This is a genomic window from Leifsonia sp. C5G2 (genome assembly GCF_013359685.1).
Classification (GTDB): domain Bacteria; phylum Actinomycetota; class Actinomycetes; order Actinomycetales; family Microbacteriaceae; genus Leifsonia.
Genome location: NZ_JABFMV010000008.1, coordinates 52,963 through 65,730 on the forward strand (window position 1 = coordinate 52,963; position 12,768 = coordinate 65,730).

16 protein-coding genes are annotated in these 12,768 nt (G+C 71.2%); 12 read left to right on the top strand and 4 right to left on the bottom strand.

Features of this window, described 5'->3' with window-relative positions:
- The first annotated feature begins 84 nt into the window (after nucleotides 1-84).
- From rplM to glmM, 3 genes are read left to right on the top strand one after another with little or no spacing between them, the layout of a single operon-like run.
- Entirely contained in the window at nucleotides 85-531 is a 447-nt protein-coding gene (rplM, locus tag HNO83_RS11865; RefSeq protein WP_175337729.1) for a 50S ribosomal protein L13, read from the top strand.
- A gap of 46 nt (nucleotides 532-577) precedes the next feature.
- Nucleotides 578-1,075, top strand: a complete 498-nt coding sequence (rpsI, locus tag HNO83_RS11870) for a 30S ribosomal protein S9 (protein WP_175337730.1) — start codon at nucleotides 578-580, stop codon at nucleotides 1,073-1,075.
- A 27-nt stretch (nucleotides 1,076-1,102) separates the two neighbouring features.
- Entirely contained in the window at nucleotides 1,103-2,464 is a 1,362-nt protein-coding gene (gene glmM, locus HNO83_RS11875) for a phosphoglucosamine mutase (protein WP_175337731.1), read from the top strand.
- 95 nt (nucleotides 2,465-2,559) lie between these two features.
- On the opposite strand, the gene HNO83_RS11880 is transcribed toward glmM, so the two are convergent.
- The 3 genes from HNO83_RS11880 to coaA all read right to left on the bottom strand — a co-directional run bounded on the left by HNO83_RS11880 (nucleotide 2,560) and on the right by coaA (nucleotide 4,278).
- A complete protein-coding gene (locus tag HNO83_RS11880; protein WP_175337732.1) occupies nucleotides 2,560-2,868 on the bottom strand; it encodes a helix-turn-helix domain-containing protein in 309 nt (102 codons plus the stop codon).
- A gap of 85 nt (nucleotides 2,869-2,953) precedes the next feature.
- Nucleotides 2,954-3,259, bottom strand: coding sequence for a helix-turn-helix domain-containing protein (locus HNO83_RS11885; RefSeq protein WP_175337733.1), 306 nt, complete (start codon nucleotides 3,257-3,259; stop codon nucleotides 2,954-2,956).
- An 80-nt stretch (nucleotides 3,260-3,339) separates the two neighbouring features.
- Complete coding sequence (gene coaA, locus HNO83_RS11890) at nucleotides 3,340-4,278, bottom strand: type I pantothenate kinase (protein ID WP_175337734.1); 939 nt, start codon at nucleotides 4,276-4,278, stop codon at nucleotides 3,340-3,342.
- Nucleotides 4,279-4,344: 66 nt separating this feature from the next.
- Between coaA and glmS the strand changes: the two genes are divergently transcribed.
- The 8 genes from glmS (at nucleotide 4,345) to HNO83_RS11930 (ending at nucleotide 11,132) form a co-directional block, all read left to right on the top strand.
- On the top strand, nucleotides 4,345-6,195 hold the full coding sequence (gene glmS / locus HNO83_RS11895) for a glutamine--fructose-6-phosphate transaminase (isomerizing) (RefSeq protein WP_175337735.1): 1,851 nt from the start codon (nucleotides 4,345-4,347) through the stop codon (nucleotides 6,193-6,195).
- Between the two features lie 4 nt (nucleotides 6,196-6,199).
- On the top strand, nucleotides 6,200-6,556 hold the full coding sequence (locus HNO83_RS11900; RefSeq protein ID WP_175337736.1) for a holo-ACP synthase: 357 nt from the start codon (nucleotides 6,200-6,202) through the stop codon (nucleotides 6,554-6,556).
- Nucleotides 6,553-7,674: an alanine racemase gene (gene alr / locus HNO83_RS11905; protein WP_175337737.1), complete on the top strand. Its 1,122-nt coding sequence runs from the start codon at nucleotides 6,553-6,555 to the stop codon at nucleotides 7,672-7,674. Before HNO83_RS11900 ends, alr begins: the two co-directional genes overlap by 4 nt.
- A gap of 29 nt (nucleotides 7,675-7,703) precedes the next feature.
- Entirely contained in the window at nucleotides 7,704-8,198 is a 495-nt protein-coding gene (tsaE, locus tag HNO83_RS11910; protein WP_175337857.1) for a tRNA (adenosine(37)-N6)-threonylcarbamoyltransferase complex ATPase subunit type 1 TsaE, read from the top strand.
- A gap of 9 nt (nucleotides 8,199-8,207) precedes the next feature.
- A complete protein-coding gene (gene tsaB, locus HNO83_RS11915; protein ID WP_175337738.1) occupies nucleotides 8,208-8,828 on the top strand; it encodes a tRNA (adenosine(37)-N6)-threonylcarbamoyltransferase complex dimerization subunit type 1 TsaB in 621 nt (206 codons plus the stop codon).
- A gap of 47 nt (nucleotides 8,829-8,875) precedes the next feature.
- A complete protein-coding gene (gene rimI, locus HNO83_RS11920) occupies nucleotides 8,876-9,310 on the top strand; it encodes a ribosomal protein S18-alanine N-acetyltransferase (RefSeq protein WP_175337858.1) in 435 nt (144 codons plus the stop codon).
- Entirely contained in the window at nucleotides 9,307-10,392 is a 1,086-nt protein-coding gene (gene tsaD, locus HNO83_RS11925; RefSeq protein WP_175337739.1) for a tRNA (adenosine(37)-N6)-threonylcarbamoyltransferase complex transferase subunit TsaD, read from the top strand. The genes rimI and tsaD overlap by 4 nt, the downstream gene beginning before the upstream one ends.
- Before the next feature lie 122 nt (nucleotides 10,393-10,514).
- A complete protein-coding gene (locus tag HNO83_RS11930) occupies nucleotides 10,515-11,132 on the top strand; it encodes a DUF4190 domain-containing protein (RefSeq protein WP_175337740.1) in 618 nt (205 codons plus the stop codon).
- An 18-nt stretch (nucleotides 11,133-11,150) separates the two neighbouring features.
- On the opposite strand, the gene HNO83_RS11935 is transcribed toward HNO83_RS11930, so the two are convergent.
- On the bottom strand, nucleotides 11,151-12,338 hold the full coding sequence (locus HNO83_RS11935) for a class I SAM-dependent methyltransferase (protein ID WP_175337741.1): 1,188 nt from the start codon (nucleotides 12,336-12,338) through the stop codon (nucleotides 11,151-11,153).
- Nucleotides 12,339-12,463: 125 nt separating this feature from the next.
- Between HNO83_RS11935 and groES the strand changes: the two genes are divergently transcribed.
- Nucleotides 12,464-12,760, top strand: coding sequence for a co-chaperone GroES (gene groES, locus HNO83_RS11940; protein ID WP_018191921.1), 297 nt, complete (start codon nucleotides 12,464-12,466; stop codon nucleotides 12,758-12,760).
- Nucleotides 12,761-12,768 lie beyond the last annotated feature (8 nt).

Consider the following 12,768-nt stretch of genomic DNA (forward strand, 5'->3'; position numbering starts at 1 on the left):
TCGGTTCCCTCTTCCCAAGAGACGAACCCCCATCGGAGCGGGATTCACGAACACCTCCGTTCGAGACAGAAAGCAGCCACTACTGTGACGCGCACCTATTCCCCGAAGGCAGACGAGATCCAGCGCGACTGGGTCGTCATCGACGCGACCGATGTCGTGCTCGGCCGTCTCGCCAGCCACACCGCCGCCCTCCTCCGCGGCAAGCACAAGCCGACCTTCGCCCCGCACATGGACTCCGGTGACTTCGTCATCATCATCAACGCGGACAAGGTCGCCCTGACCGGTCAGAAGCTCCTCCAGAAGAAGGCCTACCGCCACTCGGGCTACCCGGGCGGCCTCAAGGCCACCACCTACTCGGAGCTGCTCGAGAAGAACCCGATCCGCGCCGTCGAGAAGGCCGTCCGCGGCATGCTCCCGAAGAACTCCATCGGTCGCGCCCAGCTCCGCAAGCTGAAGGTCTACACCGGAAGCGAGCACCCGCACGCCGCCCAGCAGCCGAAGCCGTACACGCTCGGCCAGGTCGCGCAGTAAGCGCGTAGACGACTTTCAGACTCAGAGACAAAGGATTATCACCACCGTGGCGAAGATCGCAGACAGCATCGACTCGGCCCAGGTCGAGAACGTCGAGTCCTACTCGACCGAGACCCCGGAGAGCGCGGCCCCGGCCGCGCCCCGTCCCGTCCTCTCCGTGCCCGGCGCGGCCGTCGGCCGCCGCAAGGAGGCCATCGCGCGTGTGCGCCTGGTCCCGGGCGCCGGAACCATCACGGTCAACGGCCGTGAGTTCGCGGACTACTTCCCGAACAAGCTCCACCAGCAGCTCATCAACGACCCGTTCAAGGTGCTCGACCTCCTCGGCTCCTACGACGTGGTCGCCCGCATCACCGGCGGCGGCCCCTCGGGCCAGGCGGGCGCGCTGCGCCTCGCCATCGCGCGCGCGCTCAACGAGATCGACCGCGAGAACAACCGCCCGACGCTGAAGAAGGCCGGCTTCCTGACCCGCGACGCCCGCGTCACCGAGCGCAAGAAGGCCGGTCTCAAGAAGGCCCGCAAGGCGTCGCAGTTCTCCAAGCGCTGACGCTCGCGAGCGTCTAGGCTTCGGTCCATGCCCCGCCTTTTCGGAACCGACGGCGTTCGCGGTCTCGCGAACGGCAGTCTCACCGCCGACCTGGCGCTCGGCCTTGCGCAGTCAGCTGCAGCTGTACTGACGCAAGGCCGAAGCGCCGAGGCGCGCCGCGCAGCCGGCAAGCGCCCGACGGCCATCGTCGCCCGTGACCCCCGCGTCTCGGGCGAGTTCCTCTCCGCCGCCGTCGCCGCCGGGCTCGCCAGCTCCGGCATCGACGTGTTCGACGCGGGAGTCATCCCCACCCCGGCTGCGGCCTTCCTGATCTCCGACTTCGACGCCGACTTCGGGGTGATGGTGTCCGCCTCGCACAACCCGGCGCCCGACAACGGGATCAAGATCTTCGCCCGCGGCGGCACCAAGCTGCCCGACATCGTCGAGGATCGCATCGAGCAGCACCTCGACCTCGACAAGCTGACCCCGACCGGGGCCGATGTCGGCCGTATCCGCCGCTTCGCCGACGCCGAGGACCGCTACGTTCTCCACCTCCTGGCGAGCCTGCCGCATCGGCTCGACGGGATCCACGTGGTGCTCGACTGCGCCCACGGCGCGGCCGCCGGCGTCTCGCCCGAGGTCTTCACCGACGCCGGCGCGCGCGTCACCGTCATCGGCGACGCCCCCGACGGGATGAACATCAACGACGGGGTCGGCTCGACCCACCTCGACAACCTGGCGAAGGCCGTCCTGGCCGCCGGGGCGGACGTCGGCATCGCCCATGACGGCGACGCGGACCGCTGCCTCGCGATCGACGCGGACGGCAACATCGTCGACGGCGACCAGATCATGGCGATCCTCGCCGTCGGGATGAAGGAGCGCGGCAAGCTGCGCGACGACACCCTCGTGGCGACCGTGATGAGCAACCTGGGCCTGAAGCTCGCCATGCGCGACAACGGGATCCGCGTGGTCGAGACGGCTGTCGGCGACCGCTACGTGCTCGAGGAGATGAACGAGAACGACTACTCGCTCGGCGGCGAGCAGTCGGGTCACGTCATCATGCGCGAGTTCGCGACGACCGGCGACGGCATCCTCACCGGCCTCCACCTCCTCTCGGAGATGGCCAGGACCGGGAAGACGCTCGCCGAGCTGGCGAAGGTGATGACGGTGTACCCGCAGGTCATGGTCAACGTGAAGGGCGTGGACCACCACGCCGTGCACACCGACGAGGGCCTCCGCACGGCGGTCCGCACGGCGGAGAGCGCGCTGGGCGACACCGGCCGCGTGCTGCTGCGACCGTCCGGCACCGAGCCGCTGGTCCGCGTGATGGTGGAGGCGTCCGATCAGGTCACCGCGGAGCGGCTCGCGAACGAGCTCGCCGACGTGGTGCGGGAGCGGCTGGCGCTCTAGCCGCATCCGTTCGCCCGCGTCTGCGCCGGTTCGGAACGAGTGCGCCTGCGCGCGCAGCCGCAATCGTTCCGAGCGGCCGCAGTCGCGGCCTGCGGTCAGCGGCCCTCTTCGGCCCGGCGGGCCGCGATGAAGTCGGCGACGGAGTAGGCGCGGGCGTGCTGCGGCAGCATGCCATCGCCGTACAGGCCGGCCATCAGCTCCGCGGGGTCGGTGTCGAGCGCCGTGGCGATGCGCACGATGGTGTGCAGTTCGGAGTTGGCCTCGCCGCGCTCCACCCGCCCGAAGTTCGTCACGTGCATGTCGGCGAGGTTGGCGATCTCCTCCTGGCTCATCCCGAGAGCGACGCGGGCGGTTCGGACGCGCTGGCCGAAGAGTTCGGCGGCGCGGGAGCGAGGGGTCGGCATGCTTCATGCCTACCGAATGCCTGCATTCCCGACCAGAGCGTCTACGTCCGTGGCTCACAGCACTGAGGTGTAAGAGCCAGGTCGGTCATTCGGGCTGCGCGCGCTGCGCGGCGACGAAATCGGCGACCGAGTAGGACCGCGAGCGGTCCGGGAGCATCTCGGTGCCGTACAGGCCGGCCATCAGGACCGCCGGATCGACGTTCAGCGCCGTCGCGATGCGGACGATGGTGTGCAGCTCGGAGTTCGCCTCGCCGCGCTCGATCCGGCCGAAGTTCGTGACGTGCATGCCGGCCAGGTTGGCGATGTCCTCCTGGCTCATACCGAGCGCGATGCGGGCCTCGCGCACGCGTCTGCCGAGGATGTCTGCGGCCCGGGAGCGTGGTACTGGCATACCTCATGTCTATGGCATTGCCGCATCGCGGGCCAGAGCACCTCGACCTCGCGCGTCCGGACCCCAGGCAGAGGGGCGGGTCAGAGCTTTCGCAGCAGAACGGAGCTCACCGCGTGTTCCGAATCCTTGCGCAGGACGAGCTTCGCCCGCGACCGCGTCGGGCGGATGTTCTGCACCAGGTTCGGCTCGTTGATGCTCGTCCAGATGCTGGCGGCACGCGCACGCGCCTCATCCTCGGTCAGTTCGGCGTACCGGTGGAAGTACGACTTCGGGTTCGCGAACGCCCCGCGCTGCAGCTTCAGGAAGCGCTCCTCGTACCAGTGCGCGATGTCGCGCTGCCGGGCGTCGACGTACACCGAGAAGTCGAACAGGTCGCTCACGGCGAGCCGGTTTCCGCCGCCCGCGGGCTGCAGCACGTTGAGGCCCTCGACGATCAGGACGTCCGGGCGGCGCACGACGATCTCCGCGTCCGGCACGATGTCGTAGCTGAGATGCGAGTAGAACGGGGCGCGAACCTCCGGCGCCCCGCTCTTGACGGCGGTGACGAAGCGCAGCAGCGCCTTGCGGTCGTACGACTCGGGGAAGCCCTTGCGCTCCATCAGCCCGCGGCGCTGCAGTTCGGCGTTGGGGAGCAGGAACCCGTCGGTGGTCACCAGCTCGACCCGGGGCGTGTCGTCCCAGCGCGAGAGCAGCTCGCGCAACAGCCGGGCGATGGTCGACTTGCCGACGGCGACCGACCCGGCGACGCCGATGACGAACGGGGTGCTCGCCGCGCGCTCGCCCAGGAAGTCGCTGGTCGCCCTGTGCAACTGCTTCGTTCCGGCGACGTACAGGTTGAGCAGTCGGCTCAGGGGGAGGTAGACCTCCTCGACCTCGCGCATGTCGAGCGGATCGCCGAGACCGCGCAACTGCACGATCTCCGTCTCCTGCAGCGGGAGGCGGGTGTTCTGCGCCAGTTCCGCCCAGTCGGCCCTGCTGAGCTCGACGAAGGGGGTGGAGGAGTCGCCGTGGGGGAGCATAGGGCACCCAGTCTAGGGGTGCGCTCCCAGCGGGTCCGCACCTGGACCCACGGTAGACTCGGGTGCATGTGTGGAATCGTGGGGTACGTCGGTACCGACAAGAGCCTCGAGGTGCTGCTCGGTGGCCTGAAGCGCCTGGAATACCGCGGCTACGACTCGGCGGGCATCGCCGTGATCGGCCCGGACGGGGCCCTGGGCACCGCGAAGAAGGCCGGGAAGCTCTCCGTGCTGACCGAGGACCTGCAGGAGCACCCCATCCCGAACGGGCAGACCGGCATCGGGCACACCCGCTGGGCGACGCACGGCGGCCCGACCGACGTGAACGCCCACCCGCACCTGGGTGACGACGGCCGTCTCGCCGTCATCCACAACGGCATCATCGAGAATTTCGCGACACTGAAGGACGAGCTGCTCGCCGACGGCTTCGCCTTCGAGTCGGAGACCGACACCGAGGTCGCCGCCGTGCTCCTCGGCCGCGAGTACCGCCGTACGGGCGACCTGCCGCAGGCGTTCCAGAGCGTCGTCTCGCGTCTGGAGGGCGCCTTCACGCTGCTGGCCATGCACCAGGACCAGCCGCACGTCGTCGTCGGCGCGCGCCGCAACTCGCCGCTCGTCATCGGCCTCGGCGACGGGGAGAACTTCCTCGGCTCCGACGTCGCCGCCTTCGTCGAGCACACCCGCCGGGCGATGGCGATCGGTCAGGACCAGATCGTGACCATCACGCCCGACAGCGTGACCGTCACCGACTTCGCGGGCGCTCCCGTCGAGGTGGAGCCGTTCGAGGTGGCGTGGGACGCCTCCGCCGCCGAGAAGGGCGGCTGGTCGTCGTTCATGGCGAAGGAGATCGCCGAGGAGCCCGACGCGGTCGCGAACACCCTCCGCGGCCGGATCGTGGGCGAGACCGTGCACATCCCCGAGCTCGACGCGCTCGGCGACGACTACTTCGCCGGGATCGACCGCATCACGATCATCGCCTGCGGCACCGCCGCCTATGCCGGTGTCGTCGGCAGCTACGCCATCGAGAAGTGGGCTCGCGTGCCCGTGACGGTCGAGCTCAGCCACGAGTTCCGCTACCGGGAGCCTGTGCTCACCGACGGCACGCTCGTCATCTCCATCAGCCAGTCCGGCGAGACGATGGACACGCTGATGGCCGTCAAGTACGCCCGCGAGGCCGGCGCGAAGGCCATCTCCGTCTGCAACACGCAGGGTGCGACCATCCCGCGCGAGTCCGACGCCGCCCTCTACACGCATGCGGGCCCGGAGGTCGCGGTCGCCTCGACCAAGGCGTTCGTCGCCCAGATCACGGCGCTGTACCTCTTCGGTCTGCACCTGGCCCGCATCCGCGGCACGCTGACGGATGCGCAGCAGCGCGACGCCATCGACGAGCTGCAGCAGATCCCGGAGAAGATCGCGACCGTGCTCGAGTCGCACGCCGAGATCGCGCAGCTGGCCAAGTGGATGTCGGACACCCGCTCCGTGCTGTTCCTCGGCCGTCACGTCGGCTACCCGATCGCGCTGGAGGGTGCGCTCAAGCTCAAGGAGCTGGCCTACATCCACGCCGAGGGCTTCGCCGCGGGAGAGCTGAAGCACGGCCCGATCGCGCTGATCGAGCCGGGTCAGCCCGTGTTCGTCGTGGTGCCCAGCCCGCGCTGGTCGGACGAGCTGCACAAGAAGGTCGTCTCGAACATCCAGGAGATCCGCGCCCGCGGCGCCCGCGTCATCGCGATCGCCGAGGCCGGAGACGCGGCCGTGCTGCCGTTCGCCGACGAGGTCATCCGCATCCCGCTCGCCGCTCCGCTGTTCGAGCCGCTGCTCGCGGTCATCCCGCTGCAGGTCTTCGCGATGGAGCTCTCCGCCGCAAAGGGCCTCGACGTCGACCAGCCGCGCAACCTGGCCAAGTCCGTCACCGTGGAGTGATCCCATGATCGCCGGCATCGGGGTCGACGTCGTCGACCTCGCCCGCTTCGAGCGGTCGATCGAGCGCACCCCGAAGCTGCGCGAGCGGCTGTTCACGGAGGCGGAGCGTCCGCTGGCGGTGCACTCGCTGGCGGCCCGGTTCGCTGCCAAGGAGGCGCTGATCAAGGCGCTCGGCGGCTCGGAGGGCGTGCGCTGGCACGACATGGAGATCGTCCCGGACGAGGAGAGGAACCCCGGTTTCGTGCTGCACAACGTGGTCGAGGCGCAGGTGCGCGAACGCGGCATCGTGCGCATCCACGTCTCGATGTCGCACGACGCCGGGGTGGCCACCGCGTTCGTCGTGACGGAGTCGGCGCCGTGACCCCGGCGTTCCGCGAGCGCGTCGTCGACCTGGACGCGGTGACCGGCAACGTTCGGCGCCTGCGAGAGCTGGTGCCCACGCCCCACGCGATGGTGGTCGTCAAGGCCGACGCCTACGGGCACGGGGCGGTCGAATGCGCCCGGGCGGCGCTCGCCGGCGGCGCGGACTGGCTCGGGGTCGCCGAGATCGCCGAGGGTCTCGCCCTCCGCGAGGCCGGCATCACCGCTCCCGTGCTGGCCTGGCTGCACGACCCGGAGGACGACTTCGCCGAGGCCGTCCGCGCGCGCATCGATCTCGGTCTGTCGTCGCTCGTCCAGCTGGAGACCGCCGCGGCCGCCGGGGACGGCGAGACGCCGGTCGCCGTGCAGGTGAAGGTGGAGACCGGCCTCAGCCGCAACGGTGTCGCCGAGCAGGACTGGGACGCCGTCTTCGCCCGGGCGCGCGAGCTCGAGGACGCGGGGCGGATCGTGGTGCGCGGCATCTTCTCACACCTCTCCAACGCGTCCCCGGAGGACGACCTCGCCGCGGTCGCGGTGTACGAGAGGGCGCTCGCGCGGGCCGAGGCCGCGGGACTGCAGCCGGAGCTGCGGCACCTCGCCGCCAGCGCCGCAGCGCTCTCCCTCCCGGAGGCGCGCTACGACCTGGTTCGCTTCGGCATCGCCGCCTACGGGCTGTCGCCCTTCGGCGGCGGGCACGGTGCCGAGCTGGGGCTGCGCCCGGCGATGACCGTGCGCGGGCGTGTGGCCGCCGTGCGACGGGTGCCGGCGGGAAAGGGCGTGTCGTACGACTACACGTACCGCACCACGGAGGAGACCACGCTGGCGCTGGTGCCGCTCGGGTACGCCGAGGGCATCCCGCGGCACGCGTCCAACCGCGCCCCGGTGTCGATCGGCGGCCGCACCTTCCGGATCAGCGGCCGGGTCGCGATGGACCAGTTCATCGTCGACGTGGGCGACTTGGAGGTGCAGGTCGGCGACGAGGTGGTGCTGTTCGGCGACCCGGCGACCGGCGTTCCGAGCGCGGACGACTGGGCCGAGGCGGCGGACACGATCAACTGGGAGATCGTCACGCGGCTCGGCGGCCGTCTCGCGCGGACCTTCGTCGGAGGCGCGGCGTGACCACGCGACGGATCGCCACGGCCGAGGGGATGCACGCCTTCGGCCGGGAGCTCGCGGGCGCGCTCCGCGCCGGCGACCTCGTCGTGCTGTCCGGACCGCTCGGCGCGGGCAAGACCACCCTCACCCGCGGCATCGGCGAAGGGCTGGGGGTGCGCGGCCCCGTGACGAGCCCCACGTTCGTGCTCGCCCGCACGCACCCGAGCCTCACCGGAGGGGCGCCGCTCGTGCACGTGGACGCGTACCGGCTGTCCAGCGCGCTCGAACTGGACGACCTCGACATCGACTTCGCCCGGTCCGTCGTCGTGGTCGAGTGGGGTGCCGGGATGCTGGACGGCGTCGCCGAGTCGTGGCTGGAGGTCGCGATCGAACGGCCCACCGGCGCCGACGAGCGACGGGAGGCCGGAGACGCGCCCGACGCGGAGCAGGCGGACGAGGTCGGCGAGTCCGACGAGCCGCGCACGGTCACGGTCACAGGGTACGGCCCCCGCTGGGCGGGCACGCCGGTCGTCGGCGATCCCGCTTAGGCTGGAGGCATGCTCCTCGCCATCGACACGTCCGCCGGCACCAGCGTGGCAGTGGTGGACCGCGACGGCGGCGTGCTGTCGGAGGTCATCGAGACCGACACCATGCGCCACGCCGAGGTCATCGGCACGCTCATCGAGGAGGCCCTCACCGCCTCCGGCGTCGAGGTCCGTGCGCTGTCGGGCGTCGTCGCGGGAATGGGACCCGGTCCCTTCACGGGCCTGCGCGTCGGCATCGCCGCCGCCAAGGCCTTCGCGATCGGCGCAGGCAAGCCGCTGGTCCCGGTGGTCAGCCACGACGCCGTCGCCTACGACTGGTACGCCGAAGGCAACAGCGGTCCCGTGATCGTGGTGACGGACGCCCGGCGCCGCGAGCGGTACTGGACCGCGTATTCGGGCGCCGACGGCTTCGGCCTCCCGGTGCGCCTCGACGGGCCGGGACTGGCGAAGCCGGACGAGCTGCCGCATCCCGACCTCTCCCGGATCGACGCGCAGGTCGTGCCCGCCGGCCGGCTCGGCATGCTCGCCGAGCTGCGCTACGCGAACGGTCTGCCGATGGATGCCGACGAGGCGCTGTACCTGCGGTCGCCCGACGTGACGCTGTCCGCGGGACCGAAGCGGGTGACCGCGTGACCGCCTACCAGCTGCGCCGGGCGCAGGCGGACGACGTGCCCGCGATCATGGAGCTGGAGCGGTCCATCTTCATCACCGACGCCTGGTCGGAGCGGTCGATGCTCTCCGAGGTGACGGGCGAGCACGGGTACTACCTGGTCGCGTTCGAGCCGGAGACGCCGGACCGCATCGACGGGTACGCCGGGCTGCTGGCGCCGCGCGGCGGGGCGGAGGGCGACATCCAGACCATCGCCGTGGCGCCGCACGCCCGCCGCCGCGGCCTCGGACGCACGCTCATGCTCGCGCTGATCGCCGAGACCCGGCGTCGCGGCGCGCGCGAGCTGTTCCTGGAGGTGCGCGCGGACAACCCCGGCGCCCAGACGCTGTACCGGGAGCTCGGCTTCGAGGAGATCGGCGTGCGGCCGCGCTACTACCAGCCGGACGGGGTGGACGCGATCGTGATGCGTCTCGCCGTCCCGAACCCGGAGACCACCCTGGCATGACCCACCTCGACGCCTCTGCAGCCGGCCCCCTGGTGCTCGGCATCGAGACCTCCTGCGACGAGACCGGTGTCGGTATCGTCCGCGGCACGACCCTGCTCTCCAACACGATCGCCTCGTCGATGGAGGAGCACGCCCGGTATGGCGGCGTCGTCCCGGAGGTGGCCGCACGCGCACACCTGGAGGCGCTCGAGCCGACACTGCGGACGGCGGTCGACGACGCGGGCATCCGGCTGGCCGACGTGGATGCGATCGCCGTCACGAGCGGACCGGGCCTCTCCGGCGCGCTGATGGTCGGGGTCGGTGCGGCCAAGGCGCTCGCCGTGTCCCTCGGCAAGCCGCTGTACGCCGTCAACCACCTCGTCGGGCACGTCGGGGCCGACCTGCTCGACGCCTCCGGCGGGCCCGGTCACCCGGTGGAGCTGCCCACGATCGCGCTGCTCGTCTCCGGCGGTCACACGTCGCTGCTGCTGGTGCGCGACCTGGTGTCCGACGTCCGGCTGCTCGGCGAGACGATCGACGACGCGGCGGGGGAGGCCTTCGACAAGGTCGCGCGCGTTCTCGGCCTGCCGTACCCCGGCGGCCCGCAGATCGACCGGGTCGCCGCGGACGGCGACCCGAAGGCGATCCGCTTCCCGCGGGGGCTCACCAAGCCCAAAGACCTGGAGCAGCACCGCTACGATTTCTCGTTCTCCGGCCTCAAGACGGCGGTCGCGCGCTGGGTCGAGCAGCGCCAGGACGCGGGCGAGGAGGTGCCGGTGGCCGACGTCGCCGCCTCCTTCCGCGAAGCGGTCGCCGACGTGCTCATCACCAAGGCGCTGGCGGCCTGCCGGGACTTCGACGTGCCGCGGCTGCTGCTGGGCGGCGGCGTCGTCGCCAATGCCCGCGTGCGTCGGCTGGCGATCGCGCGCGCAGCGGACGCGGGCGTCGCCCTGCGCATCCCGGCGCTCTCGCTGTGCACCGACAACGGGGCGATGATCGCGGCGCTCGGCGCGCAGCTGATCATGGCCGGGCACGGGCCGAGCGAGCTGACCTTCTCCGCCGACTCCACCCTCCCGGTGACGGACATTCAGGTCATGCGCTGAGAGGTGCGTTGACACCCCCGCGCGGGCCCTGCCACCATGGAACAGATACAGCGTTCTCTCAGGATCTTCCCTTCCCGTGAGGCGCCGACCGCACGCTTCCAGCACTGAAGGAGATGGGTCCCATGACCGATCCGAACGCTCCCGCCGACCCGGCGGAACCCAACGCCCAGAACGGCTCCGTGCCGCCGGCCGCTCCGACCCCGCCGACGCCGCCCGCGGCACCGGTTCCGCCCGCGCCGCCCGCCGGTGACACCGGCGCGGTGCCGCCGCCGCCCGCCCCGGGCTACGGCCAGCAGCCGCCCGCTCCGGGCTACGGCCAGCAGCCTCCGGCCCAGCCGTACGGTCAGCAGCCGCCGGCTCCGGGCTACGCGCAGCCGGGCCAGCCGTACGGCCAGCCGGGCCAGCAGCCCTACGGCCAGCCCGCCTACGGTCAGCCCGCGCCGGGCTACACCCAGCCGTACGCGCAGCCGGCCGCCAAATCGCCGATCCTGAGCATCCTCTCGCTCGTCGGCGGCATCCTCGGCATCGTGCTGAACATCGCCTGGGGCATCGGCTTCCTGTTCGGCATCGCGGCGATCGTGCTCGGCTTCATCGGCCGCAACAAGGAGCCGCAGGCGCGCGGGTTCTGGCTGACCGGCATCATCCTCGGTTTCGTCAGCCTCGCGATCGCGATCATCTACTGGATCTTCCTGGCGATCATCTTCGCCAGCATCGCGAACAGCTACCCGAGCACCTACTGAGATGCGGCGCCGGGCGGCTCAGAGCCGCTCGGCGAGCAGAGCCGTGTGCCGCCCGGCGACCCTGGTCAGGATCAGGGTCGCCGGGCGGTCGCCGTTCAGGGAGAGCCGGCGGCGCAGGGCGGCCGGGTCCACATCCACGCCGCGCTTCTTGATCTCGAGCGTGCCGATGCCGCGCTGCCGCAGCGCCTTCCTGAGGTCCTTCTCGGCGTAGGGCAGCGTCTCCAGGATGCGGAAGCCGGCGGCGAAGGGCGTCGCGACGGGCGCGTCCGCGGTGATGTACGCGATCTGCTCGGACAGCATCCGCCCGTCGATGCTGCGCGCGAGGTCGCCGATGAGGCGGGCGCGGATCACCGCGCCGTCCGGCTCGTAGAGGTACTCGCCCAGCGGACCGGCTTCGACATCTTCGCTGTCGGCATCGGCCGTGAGCTCGTCGGCCCGGTCGCCGCGCAGGACGAGCGCAGCCCGGTGGATGCCGGGACGGGCCAGCGCGCCGAACCACAGCCCCAGCTCCACCACCTGGCCGTCGACCGACACCCACTGGGCCTCGGCGGTGGACGGGATGAGGTCGCGATCGAACCCGGGGCCGAGCTTCAGGCCGACCGAACGCCCGGTGGCCAGCTCGTACGCGAACCCGAGCGACGGCGTGTAGTCGTCGGGATCGGTCAGTCGTTCGGTCTGTGTGTGCCCGGCGGTGCGCCGGGCGGGGTCGAGGAAGACGCCGTCGATCCCGCGCAGGTCGACGTCCTCGGCCCGCTTCTGCTCCACGACGGCGGTGGGGAACGGTGCGAGGTTGAAGGAGGCGATCGCCGCGGTCACCTCGTCGGCGTCGACGGCGGTGACGTCCAGCTCCAGCGCGGCGAGGGCGAGCGCGTCGCCGCCGATCCCGCAGCCCAGGTCGGCGACCGAGCGCAGGCCCGCTGCGCGGAACCGGCCGGCGTGCCGGGCGGCGACGGGGAGGCGCGTCGCCTGCTCCAGCCCTGCCTCGGTGAACAGCATCTGGGAGGCGAAGTCGCCGAACTTCGCCTGCGCCTTCCTGCGCAGCTTCGACTGGGTCAGCACGGCGGCGACCAGGGCAGGCGAGTGGCCCTGCTTGCGCAGGTCGGCGACCAGGTGCAGCACGTCCCGCTCGCTGCGGTACGGGGGGAGGGAGTCGAGCAGCCGAAGCCCCTCGGGGCTCAGAAGTGCGACCAGCTCGGACCGTTCCATGTGCTCAACGCTACCCTTGGCACTCACGTTGCGTGACTGCTAATGCACCCCCTAGACTCGTGTTAGCACTCTCACCACGAGTTTGCTAATCAGTCTTCGTCAAGCTCCACAGGAAAGGGGTCAACGTGTCGGTCTCCATCAAGCCGCTCGAGGATCGCATCGTCATCAAGCAGGTCGAGGCTGAGCAGACCACTGCTTCCGGTCTGGTCATCCCCGACACCGCCAAGGAGAAGCCGCAGGAGGGCGAGGTCGTGGCCGTGGGCCCGGGCCGCATCGACGACAACGGCAACCGCATCCCGCTCGACGTCGCCGTCGGCGACAAGGTGATCTACTCCAAGTACGGCGGCACCGAGGTCAAGTTCGGCGGCGAGGACTACCTCGTCCTGTCGGCCCGCGACGTGCTCGCGGTCGTCGTGCGCTGACGCGACAC